This window comes from Rhizobacter sp., assembly GCF_046595475.1.
Classification (GTDB): Bacteria; Pseudomonadota; Gammaproteobacteria; order Burkholderiales; family Burkholderiaceae_C; genus Rhizobacter.
In genome coordinates, this window is record NZ_JBKJOQ010000101.1 from 1 (window position 1) to 20,973 (window position 20,973).

22 protein-coding genes are annotated in these 20,973 nt (G+C 65.2%); 6 read left to right on the plus strand and 16 right to left on the minus strand.

What is annotated here, in order from left to right:
- Nucleotides 1-113: 113 nt before the first annotated feature.
- Nucleotides 114-545 (minus strand): DUF1841 family protein, encoded by a 432-nt coding sequence (locus tag AC30QB_RS18495; protein ID WP_489547733.1) that lies wholly within the window; start codon nt 543-545, stop codon nt 114-116.
- 132 nt (nt 546-677) lie between these two features.
- On the opposite strand from AC30QB_RS18495, the gene AC30QB_RS18500 reads away from it, so the two are divergent.
- Entirely contained in the window at nt 678-1,832 is a 1,155-nt protein-coding gene (locus AC30QB_RS18500) for an iron-containing alcohol dehydrogenase (protein ID WP_489547734.1), read from the plus strand.
- Between the two features lie 46 nt (nt 1,833-1,878).
- Here AC30QB_RS18500 and AC30QB_RS18505 read toward each other — a convergent pair whose 3' ends face one another.
- From AC30QB_RS18505 to kefF, 6 genes are all read right to left on the minus strand, one after another.
- Entirely contained in the window at nt 1,879-2,556 is a 678-nt protein-coding gene (locus AC30QB_RS18505) for a DUF799 domain-containing protein (RefSeq protein ID WP_489547735.1), read from the minus strand.
- Nucleotides 2,553-2,948 carry a DUF4810 domain-containing protein gene (locus tag AC30QB_RS18510; protein WP_489547736.1) on the minus strand — a complete coding sequence of 132 codons (396 nt, stop codon included), beginning with the start codon at nt 2,946-2,948 and terminating at the stop codon, nt 2,553-2,555. Before AC30QB_RS18510 ends, AC30QB_RS18505 begins: the two co-directional genes overlap by 4 nt.
- Entirely contained in the window at nt 2,945-3,640 is a 696-nt protein-coding gene (locus AC30QB_RS18515) for a CsgG/HfaB family protein (protein WP_489547754.1), read from the minus strand. Before AC30QB_RS18515 ends, AC30QB_RS18510 begins: the two co-directional genes overlap by 4 nt.
- Before the next feature lie 79 nt (nt 3,641-3,719).
- Nucleotides 3,720-4,688 (minus strand): M14 family metallopeptidase, encoded by a 969-nt coding sequence (locus AC30QB_RS18520; RefSeq protein ID WP_489547737.1) that lies wholly within the window; start codon nt 4,686-4,688, stop codon nt 3,720-3,722.
- Nucleotides 4,685-6,538, minus strand: coding sequence for a glutathione-regulated potassium-efflux system protein KefC (gene kefC, locus AC30QB_RS18525; RefSeq protein WP_489547738.1), 1,854 nt, complete (start codon nt 6,536-6,538; stop codon nt 4,685-4,687). The genes AC30QB_RS18520 and kefC overlap by 4 nt, the downstream gene beginning before the upstream one ends.
- Entirely contained in the window at nt 6,538-7,179 is a 642-nt protein-coding gene (gene kefF, locus AC30QB_RS18530; protein WP_489547739.1) for a glutathione-regulated potassium-efflux system oxidoreductase KefF, read from the minus strand. The genes kefC and kefF overlap by 1 nt, the downstream gene beginning before the upstream one ends.
- 113 nt (nt 7,180-7,292) lie before the next feature.
- Here kefF and AC30QB_RS18535 point away from each other — a divergent pair, with 113 nt between their 5' ends.
- From AC30QB_RS18535 to AC30QB_RS18550, 4 genes are all read left to right on the plus strand, one after another.
- Nucleotides 7,293-7,910, plus strand: a complete 618-nt coding sequence (locus tag AC30QB_RS18535) for a nucleotide-binding protein (protein WP_489547740.1) — start codon at nt 7,293-7,295, stop codon at nt 7,908-7,910.
- Nucleotides 7,907-8,359: a MaoC family dehydratase gene (locus AC30QB_RS18540; RefSeq protein WP_489547741.1), complete on the plus strand. Its 453-nt coding sequence runs from the start codon at nt 7,907-7,909 to the stop codon at nt 8,357-8,359. Before AC30QB_RS18535 ends, AC30QB_RS18540 begins: the two co-directional genes overlap by 4 nt.
- Before the next feature lie 101 nt (nt 8,360-8,460).
- The gene (locus AC30QB_RS18545; RefSeq protein WP_489547742.1) at nt 8,461-9,186 is read left to right on the plus strand and encodes a response regulator; all 726 of its coding nucleotides are present in this window, start codon (nt 8,461-8,463) and stop codon (nt 9,184-9,186) included.
- Nucleotides 9,183-11,033, plus strand: a complete 1,851-nt coding sequence (locus tag AC30QB_RS18550) for an ATP-binding response regulator (protein WP_489547743.1) — start codon at nt 9,183-9,185, stop codon at nt 11,031-11,033. Before AC30QB_RS18545 ends, AC30QB_RS18550 begins: the two co-directional genes overlap by 4 nt.
- Before the next feature lie 34 nt (nt 11,034-11,067).
- On the opposite strand, the gene AC30QB_RS18555 is transcribed toward AC30QB_RS18550, so the two are convergent.
- The 9 genes from AC30QB_RS18555 to metG all read right to left on the minus strand — a co-directional run bounded on the left by AC30QB_RS18555 (nt 11,068) and on the right by metG (nt 20,407).
- A complete protein-coding gene (locus tag AC30QB_RS18555) occupies nt 11,068-12,033 on the minus strand; it encodes an esterase/lipase family protein (RefSeq protein WP_489547744.1) in 966 nt (321 codons plus the stop codon).
- Between the two features lie 55 nt (nt 12,034-12,088).
- The gene (gene panC, locus AC30QB_RS18560; protein ID WP_489547745.1) at nt 12,089-12,922 is read right to left on the minus strand and encodes a pantoate--beta-alanine ligase; all 834 of its coding nucleotides are present in this window, start codon (nt 12,920-12,922) and stop codon (nt 12,089-12,091) included.
- A gap of 4 nt (nt 12,923-12,926) precedes the next feature.
- Nucleotides 12,927-13,799 carry a 3-methyl-2-oxobutanoate hydroxymethyltransferase gene (panB, locus tag AC30QB_RS18565; protein ID WP_489547746.1) on the minus strand — a complete coding sequence of 291 codons (873 nt, stop codon included), beginning with the start codon at nt 13,797-13,799 and terminating at the stop codon, nt 12,927-12,929.
- Nucleotides 13,796-14,782, minus strand: a complete 987-nt coding sequence (bioB, locus tag AC30QB_RS18570) for a biotin synthase BioB (RefSeq protein ID WP_489547747.1) — start codon at nt 14,780-14,782, stop codon at nt 13,796-13,798. Before bioB ends, panB begins: the two co-directional genes overlap by 4 nt.
- 58 nt (nt 14,783-14,840) lie before the next feature.
- On the minus strand, nt 14,841-15,671 hold the full coding sequence (locus tag AC30QB_RS18575; protein WP_489547748.1) for a segregation and condensation protein A: 831 nt from the start codon (nt 15,669-15,671) through the stop codon (nt 14,841-14,843).
- 30 nt (nt 15,672-15,701) lie between these two features.
- Nucleotides 15,702-15,902 carry a DUF3460 family protein gene (locus tag AC30QB_RS18580; RefSeq protein WP_489547749.1) on the minus strand — a complete coding sequence of 67 codons (201 nt, stop codon included), beginning with the start codon at nt 15,900-15,902 and terminating at the stop codon, nt 15,702-15,704.
- Nucleotides 15,903-15,992: 90 nt separating this feature from the next.
- Nucleotides 15,993-16,664, minus strand: coding sequence for a hypothetical protein (locus AC30QB_RS18585; protein ID WP_489547750.1), 672 nt, complete (start codon nt 16,662-16,664; stop codon nt 15,993-15,995).
- 35 nt (nt 16,665-16,699) lie between these two features.
- Entirely contained in the window at nt 16,700-18,364 is a 1,665-nt protein-coding gene (locus AC30QB_RS18590; protein ID WP_489547751.1) for a SulP family inorganic anion transporter, read from the minus strand.
- A 3-nt stretch (nt 18,365-18,367) separates the two neighbouring features.
- On the minus strand, nt 18,368-20,407 hold the full coding sequence (gene metG, locus AC30QB_RS18595; RefSeq protein ID WP_489547752.1) for a methionine--tRNA ligase: 2,040 nt from the start codon (nt 20,405-20,407) through the stop codon (nt 18,368-18,370).
- Between the two features lie 129 nt (nt 20,408-20,536).
- Between metG and AC30QB_RS18600 the strand changes: the two genes are divergently transcribed.
- Nucleotides 20,537-20,973, plus strand: a 437-nt coding sequence (locus AC30QB_RS18600; protein WP_489547753.1) for an iron-sulfur cluster assembly protein, incomplete at its 3' end; no start/stop codon positions are given.

The following is a 20,973-nucleotide window of genomic DNA, read 5'->3' on the forward strand; positions in this document are numbered from 1 at the left end:
GTCCTGCGGCGTTGCAAATGCTCGCGATACCTGCGGGTATCGCTGCGCTTTGCGCCTTGCAGTCCATCCCAAACCGAGGCGCGCCGCCTCGCGGGGACTTATTCAGCGTCGCCCTAACGCGTCGCGCGGCGGCGCACGCAATCGATGTACTTGTGGCCGTCAGGAGGCTGGCCGCTGCGCTGCGACTCCCACATCATTTCGCCCAGGCATTCCATCACCTCGTGGTGCGCCTCGTGCGCCGAGCCGCGCTTGGCGGCCAGCAGTGCATAGGCCTGCTTGATGCCGCGCGGTTGGTCGATGCTCACCTGCTCACTGATCGACAGGTGCATAGACAGGTGCAGGAAGGGGTTGGTGCGGCCGGCCTCCACGTCGTAGACGGCGGCCACGGCGGCCTCCATGTCATCAAGCTCGGCGTGGTACTCGGGGTGCTCGGCGATCCAGTCGGCGGCCACGGTTTCCATGGGCGTGAGCGGCAGGTTGTCGCGGCGTTTGCGGTGGGCGTCGCAGAAGAAGCGGCGCACGTCGTGCTGGGAGGGGGCGAACATGATTGAATTCTCGCCCCTCGCCCCTATCAGGCGGTGCCGAGATTTTGTACGGGCGTGCACTATGGGTGAAAATGCGCGTTTTCGCCTGCCATTTCCAGAACCCCACGCTCTCGCCAGACCCAAGGAATCAACATGCCCACATGCAGCTTTCAGATGACCGCCGAAAACATCATGGGGGCGGGGTGCCTGCCCGATGCCATGACGGTGGTGCAGTCGCGCGGTTACAAGCACGCGCTCATCGTGACCGACGGCCCCCTCACCGCCTTGGGCGTCACCGAAAAGGTTGCGGCTCTGCTGCGTGAGCGCGATGTGCAGGTGTCGGTGTTCGATGGCGTGCAGCCCAACCCGACCGTGTCTAACGTTGAAGCCGGCCTGGCCGCACTGCAGAAGGCCGGCGCCGACTGCATCATCTCGCTCGGCGGCGGCTCACCGCACGACTGCGCCAAGCTCATCGCGGTGCTGGCCACCAACGGTGGCGCGGTAATGGACTACCGCGGCGCCAACAAGGTGAAGAAGACGCCGCTCGCACTGGTGGCCATCAACACCACCGCCGGCACCGCCAGCGAGATCACGCGCTTTGCGGTGATCACCGAAGAGTCCAAGCACCTCAAGATGAACATCGTCGACCGCCAGCTTGCGCCGCTGCTGTCGGTGAACGACCCCGAGCTGATGCGTGGCATGCCCGCTTCACTGACGGCCGCCACCGGCATGGACGCGCTGACCCATGCGGTCGAAGCCTATGTGTCGATCATGGCCACGCCGGTGACCGACGCCTGCGCGCTGCACGCCATCAAGCTGGTCGGCCAGTACCTGCCGCGCGCCGTGTCCAATGGCCGTGAAGACATCGAAGCGCGCGAAAACATGACCTATGCGCAATTGCTGGCCGGTATGGCTTTCAACAATGCCTTCCTCGGCTACGTGCACGCCATGGCCCACCAGCTCGGCGGCCAGTACAACTTGCCGCACGGGGTGTGCAACGCGATGCTGCTGTCGCACGTGGAGGCGGTGAACGCCTCGGCTTGCGCACCGCGTCTGGCTGATGTGGCGCGTGCCCTGGGCGTTGACACTTCGGGCCTCAGCACCGAAGCGGCTGCGCAAGCTGCGGTGAACGCCATGCACGACCTGGCACGCGCGGTAGGCATTCCGGCCAAGCTGTCGGAGCTGGGTGTGAAGCGCGAAGACTTCCCGATGATGGCGGTCAATGCGATGAAAGACGGCTCGGGTGCGACCAATCCGCGCAAGCTGACACAGGCTGAAATCGAAGCGATCTACGAAGCGGCGTATTGAAGACAGGGCCTGGCGCGCCTGCGCCGAGGCTGGTTACATGACCGGCTTAGCGCGGCGCTGCGGGAGGTTGTCCGAAGTTCGGGGCGCGCGGCCCTGGCAGCACGCCGTTGTAGCGCGACGCGTTCAGCAGCCTGTAGTCGGCCACATTGGCGTACTTGTACGACTCATCGGTGGCCGTGCTGACGATTTGCTTCACCAAGGCGGCGATGAGCAGCCCCGCCAGCCCTCCTTGGCTTTGCTGCTGTTGCTCGGCTGACGATGCGCTGGCCGAGCCCTTCCACAAGGTTTCACCCGTGCGCAGGTCAACGATGTGACCTTCAACGGTCACCCGCGTCTCGCTGGAAACTACGACGTAGCTGGTGCCGTACTGCTTGACCCTGAGGTAAACCGCTGCATCTGCGGCGAAGTATTCGCGGAGTTTTTGCAAGGGAATGTCTTGCACCTCGTTAGCGCTGGTGACGCCGTTTTGCCGAAAGGTTTCATCGACCAGGGTAATGGGCAAGACGTAGTAGCCGGCCTCGGCCAGCGGGCGTGTCGCATGCGCCCAGACACCAGGCGTTGCCGTCACTTCAGGCGAGTCGTTGACGGGTGGCAGCACCAGCAAGGTCGCTGGCTTGGCCTTTATGAACGCTGTGTAGTCGTAGGCTGGGGCTTGGGTTGCGCAGCCGCTGAGCATGGCCAGGGCCAGGGTCGCCGCATGGACCAAAAGTCGTGCGAGCTTCATGCTGGCTTGTCCTTCTTCGCAGGGTTCAAAGGGGCGTCGAGTCGCTTGAGCAGGTGATCCATGTACGGCGCCGACTCCGGGAAGGCGGCCTTCTCGGCCAGCCAGAGTTGGCGTGCCTCGGTGGCATCGCCCGTGCTCAGCTTGAGCATGCCTAGGTGGGCGCGAAAACCGGGCGGCAAGGAAGCCCCGGCAGCGCGTGCCTTTTCGACATGGGCTTCAAGTTCGGCGATTTGATCGGGCGCAGGTTCACCATGGCGCAGCAGGGTGTCGTATTGCTGTCGTGGAAAGGACTCCCACAGGTACAGCGACTTCTGGCGAGGTTGGGCGCACCCAGCCAACAGGGCGGTTGCGGTGACCAGCGCAAGCAGACGTGTCAGCTGAGCGGCGCTCATCGGCGCGGCTCCTGGCCCCACTGACCTGCATCTTTGCCTGTCACCAAGTTGTTTACGGCTTCACGCATGGCCAGATCCAAGACTTTGCCATTCAGCGTTGAGTCGTAGCTCGCGGTGCCACCGAAGCCCAGCACTTCGCGGTTCGAAAGCTCGTATTCACCGGCGCCGCGTGCAGAGAACACCACTTCCGAGGTCAAGCTGTTCACGACGTTCAGTGTGATCTTGGCGTAGGCCACTTGCGTCTTGCCGCGGCCGAGTACGCCGAAGAGCTGCTTGTCGCCGACTTCTTTGCGGCCAAATTCGCTGATGTCGCCCGTGACGACGTATGAGGCGCCCTTGAGCGCTTGCGCTGTTCCGAGGATCTTGGCCTCCTGCCCGGTTTCAGACAGGTTGTCGCGGTCGAGCACAGAGAAACGCTGCGACTGTTGCAGATGCGCAGTCAGGGTCGTTTTCGCTTGGCTGCCGAGGCGGTCTACGCCGTCAGAAAAAACACCACGCTGGAAGTTGGATCGATTGTCAAACTTGCCAATCGAGACAGCGGCCTTGGGGCCGGAATAGGGTGCGGCGGCGGCCTGCACCTTCTCGACTTGAACGGCACGCGAACTCTCAGTGGCGCAGGCTGTCAATGTGGATGCGAGCGCGAATGCGAGCGCGTAGACGGCCGCTGTGGCGGCCGGGTGACGATGAATCATGGAAGCTCTCCCTGGGTGGACAAAACGCAGGCCGCTCAAGCGGCCTGATACGCCGTGGCAGTCTAAACGTGGCTATGTGTCAGGCCCGTAGCGCTCTTGCGCTCTTGAGCGCGAAGTAGAACCACTCGTTGCCCGGGAGGGCTGCGGGGTTGGGGAACACGATGAAACCATCGGCCGGTGCCCGCAGCTCGGCGCCATCGGCCCTCGTGCCGATCAACTCGCTGGCCCGCAAGGGGTCGTAGCTGGCCCACTCGCGGGCAAAGCGGTCCCCGCTGTGGTGGCGGTCGGTCACCTCGGCCAGGCGCAGCAGCTCAATGTCGGTGCGTGCCGCGGGCGCGGCATCGTCCACCAGCTTCAGGTGGGCGAGCGTGTTGCGAATGGCGCGGTAGGCGACCTCGGGCGCGCGCGGGTCGGCGTGTTGGCCGCATTCGAGCGTGATGGCATAGGCGCCCTGGCTGCGCGCGTATTCGGTGGTGCCGACGCCGTAGCTCGGGTCGGTGCTGAGGATGTTGGCGCGGTCGCTGGGGGCAATGCGTTGCAGGCGGTTCTTCACGCCGGCGGCGTAGGTGTCGAGCCAGCCCTCGACGATGCGTCGCGGCCCCAGGCGCAGCGCAAGCGCTTCTTCTTCGGCGGCGTGCGCAAAGGGCTCCAGCGTGCCGGTGTTGTCGCCAGGCCCGATCATGGCGAAAGGCTCGCCGGCGGTGTGGAAAGAGTGCAGGTCGAGCAGCACCTCGTGCTCGGCCAGCAGCGGGCACAGCACGTTGGAAATGCGGTCTTCGTAGTCTTGCGGCTCGACGTTGGGCCGCAGGTTGCGGTTGAGGTTGCGGTCACCGGCTCGCTGGCCGCGTTGGTAGGCCAGTGCATTGGTCACCGGCACGAAGGTGACGCTGCCCCGCGCGATCTGCAAGCCACCGCTGTCGAGCTCGCCCAGCACGCGCTCGATGCCGCGCGTGCCGCAGGTCTCGTTGCCGTGCACCGCGCCGAGCACGATCAGTCGCTTGCCTGGCGCCAATGCCTTGAAGCTGTGGGTGCGCAAAGAAGAAGTCATGGCCGATTTTCGCTCGCCTGGGCGTCTTCGCCGTTGCTGCTCCAGCCGGCCCGCTGCTTGCGTGCCTGTGAGTCTTCACGCTCTTTGGCCCACAGCTGCTCCAGCTGCTGCCGGCCTTGTTTGGCCACGGCGATCAGTTGGGCTTCGTCTTTCTGGTGCAAGGCCATTTCTTCCAGCAGGTCGATGCTGTGGCGGCGAAAGCGCAGTGCGAGGTTGCGGGCTTGGTGGCGCTCCCAGCCCAGGCTTTCGAGCACGCTGCGTGCGCTCATCAGCGCCGAGTCGAGCGTCTCGCGCTCGATCAGCGTGACACCGCGCTCGCGCAGCCCGTAGTAGTGCGTCACGTTGCGTGCACGGGCGACGATGGTGAGGTGCGGGAAGTGCTCGTTCACCACGTCCACCACCTTCAGGCTTTGCTCTACGTCGTCGATGGCCACGACGATTACCCGCGCCTGCGCGGCGCCCGCGGTGCGCAGCAGGTCTAGCCGTGTGGCGTCGCCGTAGAAGGCTGGCCAGCCGAAACGGCGCACGCCTTCCACCTGCTCGGCGTCGTGGTCGAGCACCGTGGCGTCGATGCCGTTGGCGAACATCAAGCGGCCCACGATCTGCCCGTAGCGGCCAAAGCCCGCAATGATCACCGGCGCGCTTTGCTGCTCGTTGATCTCGTCGATGTTGATCTGCTTGTGCTTGGCCAACAGCGGTATCCACCACTTGTCGGCCGCCACCAGCAAGAGCGGCGTGAGCAGCATGGAGATGGCCACGGCGGCCACCAGCAGCGACGAGGTGGGCGCGTCGATCACGCCGGCTTGCGCGGCGGTCTGAAACACCACGAAGCCGAACTCACCGCCCTGCGCCAGCAGGATGATGAAGACTGGCCGCTCCGGCTTGGGCAGTGGCATGGCCCGCCCCATGGCCCAGAGCACGGCGGCCTTGAGCAGCAGGAAGGCCGCCACGATGGCGGCCACGAGCAGCGGCTGCTGGATCACCACGGCAAAGTCGATGCTCATGCCGACCGCGATGAAGAAGAGGCCCAGCAACAGGCCCTTGAAGGGCTCGATGTCGGTCTCGAGCTCGCGACGGTATTCGCTCTCTGCCAGCAGCACGCCGGCGAGAAAGGCGCCGAGTGCCATCGACAAGCCGACGGCTTGCATCAAGGCCGCGGTGGCCACCACCAGCAGCAGAGAGGCGGCGGTAAAGATCTCGGGTGTGTCGCTGCGGGCGATCCAGCGCAGGGCGGGGCGGAGCAGCAGGCGGCCCCCGAGCACGATGGCGGCGATCACCCCGACCGCCTTGCCTGCGGCGAGCCAGGCACTGCCTTCGGCATGCGCCGCGCCGGCCGTGGCCAGCAGCGGTACCAGCGCGAGGATGGGGATGGCTGCAATGTCTTGCAGCAGTGCCACGCTGAGCAGACTTTGCCCGCTGGTGGTGGCCATCAAGTTGCGCTCGGCCAGCACGCCGAGGCCGATGGCAGTGGACGACATGGCCAGGCCGAGAGCGGCGACGAGCGCGAGCTGCCACGGCACGCCAGCCAACATCGCCAGGCCCATGAGCAGCGCCGCCGAGCCGAAGAGCTGCGCGCTGCCCCAGCCGAAGATGGGCTTGCGCAGCGACCACAGGCGGCGCGGCTCCAGCTCCAGGCCGACCAGGAACAGCATCAACACGACGCCGAACTCGGCGAAGTGCAGCATGTCTTGCGGGTCGGTCACCAGGCGCAGGCCCCAGGGCCCGATGGCAATTCCGGCACCGAGGTAACCAATGATCGAGCCCAGCCCCAGCTTCTTGGCCAGGGGCACGGCCAGCACCGCCGCGGCGAGATAGACGAGGCTGCCCGTCAGCCAGCTGCCGTGTTCCATCAGACGGTCTCGGTAGCCGGGCTGGGCACGATCGCGTCTTGCGGCCTAGCCGAGAGAGGCACTTCGCAGGCCACGCACTGCTCCAGCTCATCGAGCTCGGGCCACGCCGGGTAACTGCCCAGGCGCTCGGCGAGCGTGCGAGCGTGCTCGTCCAGCTCTTGATGGCCGACCCGGTGAGCGCCGTGCAGCGTCATCGGTGGCAGAAAGCGCATGCCGCACAGGGTGGCGGTCTGTTCGTAGGGCGGCAAAAAGGCCTCGAAGTGGTAGCGGTTGTAGCTGGACGGCTGGTAGGAGTCGTCGGGCCCGCCTGTGCTGGCCACGAGCCACAGGTCTTTGCCCTGCAAGGCTGTGCCCTCGGGCCCGTAGGCCCAGCCGAAGGCCAGCACCTCGTCGACCCAGAGCTTCATCAACGGGGGCATGTGGTACCAGTGGATGGGGTGCTGCCACACCACCAGCTGGGCCTTTTGCAGGGCCGCCTGCTCGGCGGCCACGTCGATCAGGTAGTCGGGGTAGAGGGCGTAGAGGTCGCGCACCTCGACTCGGGGCACGGCCGAAGCCGCGCTCATGAGCGCGCGGTTGATGCGAGACAGCTCCATCTGCGGGTGTGCGGTGATCACCAGTATGTCTGTCGCTTGGGTCATGAAATCGCTGGTAAGTCTTGATGGGCGGCTGCGGAAAGTGCCCGTTAACATAACCGCAAACAGGGCAAAACGCGCGCCAAAGCCTGCTTCTGGCGCCCATCAAGGAGAAACGCATGCCGGTGATCGTGGTGGCCAATCCGAAGGGCGGGGTAGGTAAAAGCACTCTGTCGACCAACGTGGCGGGTTACCTGGCCCACGCCGGGCATGCGGTGATGCTGGGCGATGTGGACCGGCAGCAGTCGGCGCGCACCTGGCTCTCGCTGCGCCCCGAAGGGGTGCCCGCCATTGCCGGCTGGGACCTGGCCCACGACGAGATCGTGCGCCCGCCCAAAGGCACCACTCATGTGGTGCTCGACACCCCTGCCGGCCTGCATGGCAAGCGACTGGATGAAGTGATGAAGATCGCCGACAAGGTGATCGTGCCGCTGCAGCCCAGCATCTTCGACATCCACGCCACCCATGCGTTCATCCGCGAGCTGCTGGCGCACCGCCGCAGCGACAAGATCGCTGTCGGCGTGGTGGGCATGCGCATACGCGAAGGCACCATCTCGGCCGACCAGCTGCGCAGCTTTCTTGGCACCTTGGAGACGCCGGTCGTCGCCTTCCTGCGCGACACTCAAAATTACGTACACCTCGCCGCACGCGGCCTCACTCTCTGGGACGTGGCACCCAGCCGTGTCGAGCGTGACATGGAGCAGTGGCAACCCCTTATCAGCTGGATCAACGCATGAGAACTTTCGAGAAGATTTCCGACCTGCAAGCCCTCGTTGGCCAAGAGCTGGGCGTGAGCGATTGGATGACCATCACGCAGGAGCAGATCAACAAGTTTGCCGAAGCCACCGGCGACCACCAGTGGATCCACATCGACCCAGAGCGTGCGAAAGCCGGCCCCTTCGGTACCACCATCGCCCACGGTTTTCTCACCCTGAGCCTGCTGCCCGAGATGACGGCCAAGGCCTTTCGCGTCAACGAGACACGCATGGGCGTGAACTACGGCCTCAACAAAGTACGCTTCCCTTCGCCGGTGCCGGCCGGGAGCAAGCTGCGCGGGCGTTTCAAACTCACCGAATACATTCCGCTCGAAGGCGGTGCGCAAATGACCGTCGAGTGCACCATGGAGCGCGAAGGCTCGGAAAAACCCGTGTGCGTGGCCGAGTCGCTGGCCCGCCGCTACGCCTAGCCTGGGTCGTCCTTAACCCCGGGGCCCCCCCTTCGGAGGGAATCAGTGCCTGTTATCGCTCGCATACGATCCCCACTCGACCACATTTAGGGGGGATAAGAATGAAAGTGCTGCTGGTTGATGACCACCCGCTGATCCTGTCGGCGTTGCAAACCGTCATCAAAGGCCTGGGCGACCACGTCAACGTGGTCGGTGCGGGCAGTGCCCGTGCCGCACGCGAAGCGCTCAAGAATGACAACGACTTCGACCTCGTGCTGCTTGACCTGCAGCTGGGTGATGCCGATGGCTTCGACCTGCTGGTCGAGTTCCGCGCGGGCTACCCGGCGCTGCCAGTGGTGGTGGTGTCGGCCTCTGACCGCGCGAGCGACGTGATCCGCTCCATCGACCTGGGTGCGATGGGTTTCGTGCCCAAGCGCGCCACGAATGAAACTCTGTTCGAGGCGCTGCACATGGTGATGTCCGGAGGCATCTATGTGCCGCCGATGAGCATTGGCGTCGAGCCGGCCAAGGGCCGCCGCAGCACAGACGGCGCGCTCAACGTGGTCGGCAAGGAGGCCACCGACAGCGGCTTCCAGACCCAGCCCAGCCTGGCGTCGATCGGCCTCACGCCGCGCCAGACCGATGTGCTGGCGCTGCTGCTGAAAGGCAACCCCAACAAGCTGATCGCGCGCGAGCTAGGCCTGTCGGTCGAGACCGTGAAAGACCACGTGGCGGCGGTGCTGCGTGCGCTGGGTGTGAGCTCGCGCACGCAGGCCGTGCTCGCGGTCGGCCAGATGAGCCAGCAGCACGGCGGCTTCTCCGCCTGGCGCGGCAGCCAGGTGCGGTGACCGCCTCTTCGGACGTGCCGGCTGTTGCCGCGGACGGCGTGTCGGTCGACGCCGGGATGCCGGGGCTTGACGTGCAGACTGCCCTCGAGCGCGTCACCAACCTTTACTCTTACCAGCCCATCACGCTGGCTGGCAACGCCGCCGGCGCGTTGCTGGTGTGCCTGCTGTTCTGGTCCGAGGCGCCGCATTCGGTGCTGTTGCTCTGGATGTTGGCGTTCTGGGTGCTGTGGCTGGCCCGTGCTGTGGCGACGCAGCGCTTTGCCGCGCTGAAGCCTCAGGATCCCAACACGTTGATGCGCTGGAACAGCGGCTGGGTAGTGGCCACGCTGGTGTCGGGTGCACTTTGGGGATCCGCGGCCTGGGTGTTCTACGACTACGGTGGCGTCACCGAGCGGGTGGGGTTGCTGCTGACCGTCTACAGCTTCTGCGTGGCGGCGGTACCGATCTTTGCCCAGCAAGGCACGGTGTTCAACCTGTTCGCCGCGCTGTGCTTCTTGCCGATGGTGGCGCGCGTGGGCCTGACTGGAACCTTCGACAGTTTGGTCCTCTCGGGGGTGCTGCTCACCATTTTCGGTCTTACCGTGGGCCTGGCGCGCAGCTACCGCACGGCGTTCGATAACGTGCTGCTGCTCAAAGTTCGGGCCGATCGCCTGACTGCGCAGCTGCGCGCCGAGAAGGCGGCGGCCGATGAGGCGCGGCAAGAGGCCGAGGTGGCCAACCGCGCCAAGACGCAGTTCTTCGCCGCCGCCAGCCACGACCTGCGCCAGCCGCTGCATGCCATGGGTTTGTTCGCCGAAGCGCTGCGCCAGCGCAGCCACGACGAAGAGGTGACCCACCTGGTGACGAGCATCAACGGCTCGGTCGACGCGCTGGAGGGGCTGTTCTCCGAGCTGCTCGACATCACCAAGATCGACACCGGTGGCGTCGACGTGACGCCCGAGCATTTCAACGTGGGCGACATCTTCCGCAAGCTGCGCCTGCACTTCGAGCCGGTGGCCTTCGAAAAGGGCTTGGCACTGCGCTTTCGCGGCGAGAGCCACAATATCTATGCCGACCCATTGCTGGTGGAGCGCATCTTGCGCAACCTGGTATCCAACGCCATTCGCTACACCAACGACGGCAGCGTGCTGGTGAGCTGCCGCCGGCGCGACGGCCGCCTGCTGCTGCAGGTGTGGGACACCGGCGTGGGCATACGCGAGCGCGAGATAGAGCAGATCTATGAAGAGTTCTATCAGGTGCCCTACAGCGAAGCGCTGTCGCCGCAGCAGCGCAAGGGCCTGGGTCTGGGTCTGGCCATCGTGAAGCGCCTGGCCGGCCTCATCAATTCGCCGTTGAGCCTGCGCTCCGAGCCAGGCCGCGGCTCGGTGTTTTCATTGCAGTTGCCGCTCGGCAAGGCGCCGCGCCCCCGCGGCCCGAGCGACATGTCCCGCAAGGCGCCGCTCGGGCTCACGCTCGACCACAAGTTCATCGTGGTGGTGGAAGACGAGCCGGCGGTGCGCGGGGGCCTTGAAGTGCTGCTCAAGGGCTGGGGGGCACGAGTTGCCTCGTTCGAAACCGTTGAGGCCAGCCGCGCCTGGGCGCTGACGGCCGATTCGGCCGCCGATCGCCCCGACCTGCTGATCGTCGATTACCGGCTGGAGCAGGGTCACACTGGGGTCGAGGCGATCCAGGTTTTGAGAGACCGCTTCGGCGCTGACGTGCCGGCCATCATGGTCACCGGCAGCACCATGACCGGCCACGAAGCCGAGGCGCAGGCTCACAACTTCCATCTGCTCGTGAAGCCGGTGGTGCCCAACAAGCTGCGGGCCATGATTGGCTTCAAGCTGGGTGTTCGGGCACCGGGGTAGCCCGGATTTCTCGCCCCCGCCCCGCACCACCGGGTTAACGGCCGTACAGCCTGGCCAGCAGTTGCTTCAGGCTCGCGCGGCGTTCGGGCTCCGTCGGGTTGAGGATGCGGTTGCGCTGCAGGATGTCGATCAGCTTGACCGGTGACACGCGTTCGTCTCCCACGATCTCGACATGGCCCGCTTTCACCTCGACGATGCGGGCCAGAGGGTCATGGTCCACGATGCTGTTGCGCTGCTCGTCCAAGCTGAAGATGTCGTCCGATTCGGCGCAGGCTCCGGCGGCCGAGCGGCGGCAGCTTCCGTGCTCGTCGGTCACGATCTTCACGTAGTCCTGCACCTGGGGGATCAACTCGCCAGGCTGGCGGATGAAGGCCGAGCTGTAGGTGATCTCTGACCACTTGTCACCCGTGGCGATGTGGCACATCGGTGCGATGAGCCCGAGGGTGAACACCCGCGTGAAGGGGTTGCCGCATTGGTTGGCCGACGCGATGCCGGCAAAGGGCCCCGACACCGTGACCAGCCGCAGCTGCAGGCCTTCGCTGCGCAGCGGGTCGGGCCGGCCGGACACCAGCGACTTGCGTGCGATCAAGGCCCCTTGGCTGTGGCCGATGAGGGTCACTTGCTTGTTGGTCATCTTCTGCGTCAGCTGCTCGAGCGCCGTGACGAGCTGTGCCGAGCTCAGCATCATGCTGTCGCGGTCGTTGTAGGTGAAACAGGCCGTCTGCTGGCCGTGAAATGCCAGCACCTGCGCCAAGCCTCGAAAGCGCCCCGACGAGCCGAAGCAGCCGTGTACCAGCACGTTCACCGGCTGCCCGGAGTTGAGCCCGAACGAGCGATCCGGGTTGTCGGTGCAGGGCCCGAGGCCGGGGATGTTGAGTGTGAGGTCGGTCGCCGGCAGGCGGCTCGCGTCGATGGTCTGCAACTCGGGGTCACTGATGGGGCTCACGCCGGCACAGCCTGCAAGCAAGGCTGCCGTTGTGACCAGGGCCCAGAGTGTCATGCGGGTTCTTCCGATCACGTGTGCGATTCGTTGCTGATCATGCTGCACAGCAGGGTCAGAACTCCAGGTTGTCAATCAGGCGGGTGGCGCCCAGCCGGGCGGCGCCCAACACCACCAGCGGGCCTCGTGCGCTGTCTGCAGCCGGGGGCAGCAGGTCGTCGCGGCGGCGCACCGTCAGGTAATCGGGCTGCCAGCCACGTGCGCCGAGTTCGTGCCGCGCTTGGGCTTCCAGCTCTTCGAGCGAGCCGGGCCTGGAGCGGTAAGCCTCGGCCAGTTGTTTCAGCGACCGCGACAGTGCCAGCGCCTCCGCCAGTTCCGCCGCGCTCAGGTAGCCGTTGCGCGACGACAAGGCCAGGCCTTCAGCCGAGCGGCGCGTCTCGCCGCCTTCGATGATCACGGGCAGGGCAAACTGCTCGACCATGCGGCGTATCACCATCAGCTGCTGGTAGTCCTTCTTGCCGAACACCGCCACCTTCGGCTGAACGATGGTGAAGAGCTTCATCACGACCGTGCTCACGCCGGTGAAGAAGCCGGGGCGGAAGTGGCCTTCGAGGATGTCGGCCAGCGCGGCGTCGGGTACGACCTTGAAGGCCTGAGGCTGCGGGTACATCTCGCGCTCGTCGGGGGCAAACACCACATCGCAGCCGGCCCCGGCCAACAGCTCGGCATCACGCGGCAGTGTGCGCGGGTAACGGTCGAAGTCTTCGTGTGGCGCAAATTGCAGCCGGTTGACGAAGATGCTGGCCACCACCGGCATGCCGTGCTGCTTGGCCTGGCGCACCAGGGTCAGGTGGCCTTCGTGCAGGTTGCCCATGGTGGGCACGAAGGCGCACGACTGCGGGCCTGGCAGGGCCGCGCGCAGCTCGGCAATGGTGTGTATGACTTTCATGCGTTCAGTAGCCGTGTCGGGTGTCGTCTGGGAAAGTGCGGGCCTTCACGGCGGCCACGTAGCTTTCGATGGCAGCCAGGATGCTGGGCGAGCCTTCCATGAAGTTGTGCACGAAGCGCGGCAGTTTGCCTTGCGTCAGGCCCAGCATGTCGTGCAGCACCAGCACCTGGCCCGAGCAGGCCTTGCCGGCCCCGATGCCGATGACGATGGATGACACATCGGCGGTGATCTCGGCCGCCACGGTCGAAGGCACGAGCTCCAGCACCATCATGGCCGCGCCCGCGTCGGAAAGCTCGCGCGCGTGCTCCTTCAGCGTGGCGGCGCTGGTGCTGGTGCGGCCCTGGATGCGGTAGCCGCCCAGCGCATGCACCGACTGCGGCGTGAGCCCGAGGTGCGCGCACACCGGCACGCCGCGCTCGACGAGGAAGCGCACCATCTCCGGTGTCCAGCCGCCGCCTTCGAGCTTGACCATGTGCGCGCCGGCCTGCATCAGCGCGGTGGCGCTGCGCATGGCTTGTGACGATGACTCGTGATAGCTGCCGAAAGGCAAGTCGCCCACGACCCAGGCCGTGCTGTTGCCCTGCACAACGCAGCGCACGTGGTACGCCATTTCTTCCAGCGTGACCGGCAGCGTGCTGCTGCGGCCTTGCAGCGCCATGCCCAGAGAGTCGCCGATGAGCAGGCAGTCGACCCCCGCGTTGTCTAGCACCTGCGCGAAGGTGGCGTCGTAGCAGGTCAACATCGCCACCGGGTCGCCGGCTGCGTGCATTTCGCGCAGGCGATGCAGCGTCATCGGCTTGCGGTCTTTCGACGCTTTCGTGCCGGCGCCGCCGTAGAGGTTGGGCTCGGAAGTGACGGTGCCTTGGGCGTTGGTCATGATGTCTTCATCCCCAGCTTGTCGAGCAATTCGCGATCGGCTTGCACATCGGGGTTGCCGGTGGTCAAGAGCTTGTCGCCGTAGAAGATCGAATTGGCGCCTGCTGCAAAGCACAGCGCTTGTACCGTTTCACCCAGCTGCTGGCGGCCCGCCGACAAGCGCACGCGCGCAGTCGGCATGGTGATGCGCGCCACGGCGATGGTGCGCACGAATTCCAGTGGGTCTAGCTTGTCTTGCCCGTGCAGGGGCGTGCCTTCCACCTGCACCAGGTTGTTGATGGGCACGCTCTCGGGGTAGGGGTCGAGGTTGGCCAGGGCGGCGATGAGCCCGGCGCGTTGCGCACGCGTTTCACCCATGCCGACGATGCCGCCGCAGCACACCTTCACACCGGCGCCGCGCACGCGCTGCAGCGTGTCGAGGCGGTCTTCGTATTGGCGGGTGCTGATGATGTCGCCGTACTTGTCGGGCGCGGTGTCGAGGTTGTGGTTGTAGTAGTCGAGGCCGGCCTCTTGCAGTGTCTCGGCATGGCCGTCTTCCAGCATGCCCAGCGTGGCGCAGGTTTCCAGGCCCAGCGACTTCACCGCGCTGATCAGCTCGGCCACTTTCTCCACGTCACGGTCTTTCGGGCCGCGCCAGGCGGCACCCATGCAAAACCGCGTGGCACCGGCGGCTTGCGCGCGGCGCGCGGCGTCTAGCACGGCATCGGGCTCCATCAGCTTGCTGGCCTCGACACCGGTGTCGTAGCGCGCCGCCTGCGGGCAGTAAGAGCAGTCTTCGGGGCAGCCCCCGGTCTTGATCGACAGCAGGGTGGAGAGCTGTACTTCAGTCGGGTCGAAGTGCTCGCGGTGCGTGGTCTGCGCGCGAAACAGCAGCTCGGTGAAGGGCAGCGCGAACAAGGCTTCGATCTCGGCCACCGGCCAGCGCTCGGCCAACGGCAGGGGCGTGAGCTTGCGGGAATGGACACGAACGGCGGTTTCTTGCATGGAAGCGTCTCTCCGGTGGCTACGGCGCGCAGTCTAACCAGATGTTTGCTGCACCGCGTCAAGCGGGTTGGTAGGCCAGGCGCACGTAGATGGGGGCAAAGGCCTCGGCCTGCGTCACTTCTAGCAAGTGTTCACGCGAGAGCTCGAGCATGGCGATGAAGGTCACCACCAGCACCTGCGGGCCACGGCTCGTGTCGAACAGGTCTTCGAACATCGCGAAGCGCCGGCCCTGCAGGCGGCGCAGCACGATGCTCATGTGCTCGCGCACGCTCAGCTGCTCGCGCGTGATGGTGTGGTGCTGGTTGAGCTTGGCGCGCTTCAAGATGTCGAGCCAGGCGTCGCGCAGCTCACCGGCGTCGACATCGGGAAAGCGCGGCTTCAAAGACTGCTCGATGGTCACCTGCGCGCGTAAGAAGTCGCGACCGATCACCGGCAGCGCATCGAGCCGCGCAGAGGCCAGCTTGATCTGTTCGTACTCCAACAGGCGGCGCACCAGCTCGGCCCGCGGGTCTTCCGGTTCTTGCCCTTCGGCCACCTTCTTGGGTGGCAGCAGCATGCGCGACTTGATCTCGATCAACATTGCCGCCATCAGCAGGTACTCGCTGGCCAGCTCTAGGTTGGTCTTGCGGATTTGCTCCACGTAGGCCAGGTACTGGCGGGTCACGCTGGCGAGAGGGATGTCGAGGATGTTGAAGTTTTGCTTGCGGATCAGGTAGAGCAGCAAGTCGAGCGGGCCTTCGAAGGCCTCAAGAAACACTTCCAGCGCATCGGGTGGGATGTACAGGTCGTGCGGCATGGTGAACAGCGGTTCGCCATACAGGCGTGCCACGGCCACGTGGTCAACCACTTCGGGCACGCTGGCCGCATCGGGCGCGCTTGGCGCCAGCACCTGGTTTCTCACAATGCGATCAGGACGGGCCTAGTGGTTGGTCTGGTAGACGTAGGGCTGCTGCGCGACGCTGGCATCGCGGTAGTCGGCCTGCACGGCGCGGTCGATGGGCTTGTCCCACAACAGGGCGCGGCCCTGGCGCTGCTCGTCTTCCAGCGTCGGCTTCTTGGCTTTGAGCTCCTCGATGAACGAGGTGACGTCTGATTTGTAGGCTTTCCAGAAGAGCGGCATGGTGATCGGTGCGCCCAGGGGCTGGCGGCAGAGTGAAGGCGTGATTTTAGCTGGCCTCACCCGTGGGGCCTTTCGGCGCCTGGCGAGCGGCTAAGGTTCCGCCCGGCGCAGGTTCTCCGCCTGCTTCAAGAACTCGTTCGGCTCGCCCACCAGCCAGCGGGCCAGCTGATCGAGCAGCTCGGAGCCCACCTTGTGTGCCGGGAAGTCGGCATTGACCGTCTCCAGGCCATCGAAGTTGCTCAGCTGAAAACGCAGCTTGCCTTCGTCGTGGTCGGGGAACACCTTGGCCACCAAGGTGATGTCGGCAACGAATGCGAAGCGCACCTCTTCCAGCCGACCGCTGGCCTTGTCGCGAACCCAGTTGGTCTCGGGTGAAACACCGGCTTGGCGCAGGCGCGCTTCCAGACGCTCGATCTCGGGCGGGAAATCTTTGCTCATGGTCAGCGTGCGGCCAGATTTCTGCAGTGCGTGCAGCACCACGTGGTCGTGCACTTCTTGTCCGCGGTGCTGCTTGCGCCGCGAGTCGACACGGAAATCGCAGCGCTTCAGGCCATCGAGCGCGGTGCTCTTGTCGAGCAGGTAACGCATCGGCGCCGTGGGCTGCAGCACGTTGAGTTGTTGCACCAGCTCCAGCCAGTACAGCCAGAGGGTCTTGCAGGCGGCCTCCACCAGCGCAGCATTGCGTGCCAGCGTGGCGGTGTCTACGGTTTGCTGTGTCTTCAGCGCGTCGGCCTGGCGCTTGAGATCGTCTAGAAATCCCACGTCAATATCTCCCCGGTCTGGGAGAAAAGCATAGCTCAGTAGGTGTCTGTCGCCCGGGCCATTGCTGCCCCCAGATGGGTGGTGACATTGGCCTCACCCAGCTCGGCATCAAAGCCTGCGCGGTGGAGCATCGCGCGAGGTTGCTCGTTGAGATCGCAAAGCACCAGCCTCACCCCTTGACGCGCCAGAGCGCGGTGCAGCTGCATCAGCACGTCGAGCCCCGAGTTGTCCATCGACACCAGCTGATGCATCTCAAGCACGACGGCGCGCGTGCCAGCCGGCAAGGCTTGTGCCACTGCTTCCACCTTGCTCACCGCGCCGAAGAACAGCGCGCCGTACAGCCTGTACACGCGCACGCCTGGCGGGCTGTCAGGCGCCAATTCCACGCGAAACAGCTTGCTCATGCGGTAGATGAAGAAGCCGCACGCGAGCGCCAGGCCCACCTGCACGGCCACCGTGAGGTCGAACACCACCGTCAGGAAGAAGGTGCCCAGCAGCACCGTGCGGTAGGGCCCGCTGAAGTGGCGCAGCCGCGCGAACTCGTGCCACTCGCCCATGTTCCAGGCAGCAAACAGCACGATGCCTGCCAACACCGCCAGAGGCACGTTCATCGCGAGCGGCGCCGCCACCAGTACCACGATGAGCAGCGTGAGCGAGTGCACGATGCCCGCCACCGGGCTGTAGGCACCGGCGCGGATGCTGGTCACGGTGCGGGCAATGGTGCCCGTGGCGGGTATGCCGCCGAAGAAGGGCACGACCATGTTGGCCACGCCTTGCGCCATCAGCTCCTGGTTGGGGTCGTGCCGCGGCCTGTCGATCAGGTTGTCGGCAATGCGCGCGCACAGCAGTGACTCGATGGCGCCCAGTATGGCGATCGTGAGTGTCGGGAACACCAGCTCCTTGGCACTTTGCCAGCTGAACGGCGGCAGCTCGAGCGCGGGCAGGCTTTGCGGTATGCCGCCGAAGCGTGTGCCTATGGTTTCGACCGGCAGCTCCAGCCAAAAGGCCAGCAAAGACAACAGCACCAGCGCCACGATGGGCCCGGGCACGCGCGCGGCGGTGCGCAGCGTGCGGCCTTCCAGCAGGGCGGGCGGCAGCATCGAGCCGGTGCCAAACAGACGCGGCCAGCCGAAGAGCATCAGCACGCACAGCGCGCCGAGTGCCAGTGCGTAGAAGTTGACGCTGCTCAGGTGCGTGGCCAGCGCATACAGCTGGGCGAAGAAGTCGCTGGGCAGCTTGCCAAGCTCAAGGCCCAGCAAGTCCTTGAGCTGCGAAAAGGCGATCAGCACCGCAATGCCGTTGGTGAAGCCGATCACGATGGTGATGGGGATGTAGCGCACCAGCGCGCCCAGCTTGAACAGCCCCATCAAGAACAGCAGCATGCCGGCCAGCGCGGTGGCGATCAGCAGGTTGGTCAGGCCGTAGCGCTGCACGATGCCGTAGACGATCACGATGAACGCGCCCGCCGGCCCGCCGACCTGCACGCTGGAGCCGCCCAGCGCCGAGATGATGAAGCCCGCGATGATGGCGGTGAAGATCCCCTGCTCGGGCTTCACCCCTGAGGCGATGGCAAAGGCCATGGCCAGCGGCAGGGCCACGATGCCCACCGTGATGCCGGCCCCCAGGTCGGCGACGAAACGCTGGCGGTTGTATCCCTTCAGTGCATCCAGCAGACGGGGCCGAAAGGGATGCAGCGGCATGGATCAGCGCACGCGCAATCCGGGTGTGGCGCCAGGCCAAGGCTCCAGTACATAGAGGCCGGGGTTGTTTTTCTCGTCGGCGTGCGAGGCGGCGAGCACCATGCCTTCGCTGATGCCGAACTTCATCTTGCGCGGCGCGAGGTTGGCCACCATCACGGTGAATTTGCCGACCAGGTCTTCGGGCTTGTAGGCGCTCTTGATGCCGCTGAAGACATTGCGCGTTTTGCCTTCGCCCACGTCGAGCGTGAGGCGCAGCAGCTTGTCGGAGCCTTCTACAGGCTCGCAGTTGACGATCTTGGCGATGCGCAGGTCGACCTTGCTGAAATCGTCAATCTTGATTTCGGTGGCGAGCGGCTCTCCACCCGGTGGAGGAGCCTCGACGACCGCAGGTTCGAGCAGCGCGTCGAGCAGCTTTGGGTCCACGCGTTGCATCACGTGCTTGTACTCGCCGATGGTGTGTGCCCCGAGCGCACCGGCCGCGTCGGCAAAGTTCATCGGCTCTACCCGCAGGAACGCTTCGACCTGCGCCGCAAGCTGCGGCAGCACTGGCTTCAAGTAGATGGTGAGCAGGCGGAACGCCTCGATGCACACCGTGCACACATCATGCAGGCGCGCGTCCATGCCCTGCTGCTTGGCCAGCTCCCAGGGCTTGTTGGCATCAACGTACTCGTTGACCTTGTCGGCCAGGGCCATCACCTGGCGCAGCGCCTTGCCGTAGTCGCGCGCCTCATACAGCTCGGCGATGTGGTCGCGGTCTGCGCGCAGCAGGCCCAGCAGTGTTTCGCCATCGGTGGCGATTTCGCCCAGCTCGCCGTTGAAGCGCTTGGTCAGGAAACCCGCCGCGCGGCTCGCGATGTTGATGTACTTGCCCACCAGGTCGCTGTTGACCCGCGCCACGAAATCATCGGGGTTGAAGTCGATGTCCTCCACGCGGCCGTTGAGCTTGGCGGCGATGTAGTAGCGCAGCCACTCAGCGTTCATGCCCAGCTGCAAATATTTCAAAGGCGAGATGCCCGTGCCGCGGCTCTTGCTCATCTTCTCGCCGCTCAGCGCCAGAAAGCCGTGCACGTAGATGTGGTTGGGCACCTTGCGGCCGCTGAAGTGCAGCATGGCCGGCCAGAAGAGGGTATGGAAGGTGATGATGTCTTTGCCGATGAAGTGGATCTGCTCCACGCTCGGGTCGGCCATGAAGGCGCTGAAGTCGCGTCCCGTCTTGTCGAAGTAGTTCTTCAGCGAGGCCAGGTAGCCCACCGGCGCATCGAGCCACACATAGAAGTACTTGCCTGGCGCATCGGGTATCTCGATGCCGAAGTAGGGCGCATCGCGGCTGATGTCCCAGTCGTTCAGGCCCACGTGGCCTTGCTCGTCGACGGCAAACCATTCCTTGATCTTGTTCAGCACCTCGGGCTGCAGGCGGCCGGCAGAGGTCGTCCACTGCTGCAAGAACTCTATGCAGCGGTCAGACGAGAGCTGGAAGAAATAGTGCGAGCTGCTCTTGAGCACCGGCTTGGCGCCGCTCAGCGCCGAGTACGGATTCTTCAGCTCTGTGGGCGCGTAGACCGCGCCGCAGTTCTCGCAGTTGTCGCCGTACTGGTCTTTCGTGCCGCACTTAGGGCACTCGCCCTTGATGTAGCGGTCGGGCAGAAACATGCTCTTCACTGGATCGAAGAACTGCTCGATCACACGCTCGGCGATCAGCCCCTCTTTGCGCAGCGCACGGTAGATGTCTTGCGCCAGCGCATGGTTTTCTGGGCCGTCAGTCGAGTGCCAGTTGTCGAAGCCGATGTAGAAACCGTCGAGATACTGCTGGCGACCCGCAGCGATCTCGGCCACGAACTGCTGCGGCGTCTTGCCCGCCTTTTCGGCCGCGATCATGATGGGTGCGCCATGGGCGTCGTCGGCGCACACGAAGTGCACCTCGTTGCCCACCATGCGCTGGAAGCGCACCCAGATGTCGGCCTGGATGTACTCCATCATGTGCCCGATGTGGAAGCCGGCGTTGGCGTAGGGCAGGGCGGTGGTGACAAAGAGCTTGCGGGTCATCGGGCGGGGCTCGTGGGCGGGGAAGGGGCAATTCTAGGCGCGCGGGCGTGATGGAAAGGCCTGTCCTGAGCCTGTCGAAGAGGCCTGGCGCTAGACTTCACCAGCCCCTTCTTCCTCTGAAAAGCACCCATGGCCCTCACCGAATCCAGCGTGCTCGACGCGCTCAAGACCGTCATCGACCCCAACACCGGGAAAGACTTCGTCAGCACCAAGCAGTTGAAGAACCTGCGCATCGAAGGCAGCGTCGTCTCGTTCGACGTGGAGCTGGGCTACCCGGCCAAAAGCCAGATTGCGCCGCTGACCCATGCGCTGACCGCGGCGGCGAAAGGTGTGGCCGGGGTCGACGAGGTGAAGGCCAGTCTTGCCACCAAGATCGTGCCCCACGCCGTGCAGCGCGGCGTGCAGCTGCTGCCCAACGTGAAAAACATCGTCGCCGTGGCCTCGGGCAAAGGCGGCGTGGGCAAGAGCACCACGGCGGTCAACCTGGCCCTGGCGCTCTTGCCCACGCCGCCTTTGCCCGAGGCCACGGCGACGATGTTTTTCACGTTGGGCAGCAGCTGCACGCC

Bases quoted from the DNA above. Each gene is read 5' to 3' on its own strand.
- AC30QB_RS18495 (WP_489547733.1), bottom strand. From the start codon at position 545: ATGTTCGCCCCCTCCCAGCACGACGTGCGCCGCTTCTTCTGCGACGCC.
- AC30QB_RS18500 (WP_489547734.1), top strand. From the start codon at position 678: ATGCCCACATGCAGCTTTCAGATGACCGCCGAAAACATCATGGGGGCG.
- AC30QB_RS18505 (WP_489547735.1), bottom strand. From the start codon at position 2,556: ATGAAGCTCGCACGACTTTTGGTCCATGCGGCGACCCTGGCCCTGGCC.
- AC30QB_RS18510 (WP_489547736.1), bottom strand. From the start codon at position 2,948: ATGAGCGCCGCTCAGCTGACACGTCTGCTTGCGCTGGTCACCGCAACC.
- AC30QB_RS18515 (WP_489547754.1), bottom strand. From the start codon at position 3,640: ATGATTCATCGTCACCCGGCCGCCACAGCGGCCGTCTACGCGCTCGCA.
- AC30QB_RS18520 (WP_489547737.1), bottom strand. From the start codon at position 4,688: ATGACTTCTTCTTTGCGCACCCACAGCTTCAAGGCATTGGCGCCAGGC.
- kefC (WP_489547738.1), bottom strand. From the start codon at position 6,538: ATGGAACACGGCAGCTGGCTGACGGGCAGCCTCGTCTATCTCGCCGCG.
- kefF (WP_489547739.1), bottom strand. From the start codon at position 7,179: ATGACCCAAGCGACAGACATACTGGTGATCACCGCACACCCGCAGATG.
- AC30QB_RS18535 (WP_489547740.1), top strand. From the start codon at position 7,293: ATGCCGGTGATCGTGGTGGCCAATCCGAAGGGCGGGGTAGGTAAAAGC.
- AC30QB_RS18540 (WP_489547741.1), top strand. From the start codon at position 7,907: ATGAGAACTTTCGAGAAGATTTCCGACCTGCAAGCCCTCGTTGGCCAA.
- AC30QB_RS18545 (WP_489547742.1), top strand. From the start codon at position 8,461: ATGAAAGTGCTGCTGGTTGATGACCACCCGCTGATCCTGTCGGCGTTG.
- AC30QB_RS18555 (WP_489547744.1), bottom strand. From the start codon at position 12,033: ATGACACTCTGGGCCCTGGTCACAACGGCAGCCTTGCTTGCAGGCTGT.
- panC (WP_489547745.1), bottom strand. From the start codon at position 12,922: ATGAAAGTCATACACACCATTGCCGAGCTGCGCGCGGCCCTGCCAGGC.
- panB (WP_489547746.1), bottom strand. From the start codon at position 13,799: ATGACCAACGCCCAAGGCACCGTCACTTCCGAGCCCAACCTCTACGGC.
- bioB (WP_489547747.1), bottom strand. From the start codon at position 14,782: ATGCAAGAAACCGCCGTTCGTGTCCATTCCCGCAAGCTCACGCCCCTG.
- AC30QB_RS18580 (WP_489547749.1), bottom strand. From the start codon at position 15,902: ATGCCGCTCTTCTGGAAAGCCTACAAATCAGACGTCACCTCGTTCATC.
- AC30QB_RS18590 (WP_489547751.1), bottom strand. From the start codon at position 18,364: ATGCCGCTGCATCCCTTTCGGCCCCGTCTGCTGGATGCACTGAAGGGA.
- metG (WP_489547752.1), bottom strand. From the start codon at position 20,407: ATGACCCGCAAGCTCTTTGTCACCACCGCCCTGCCCTACGCCAACGCC.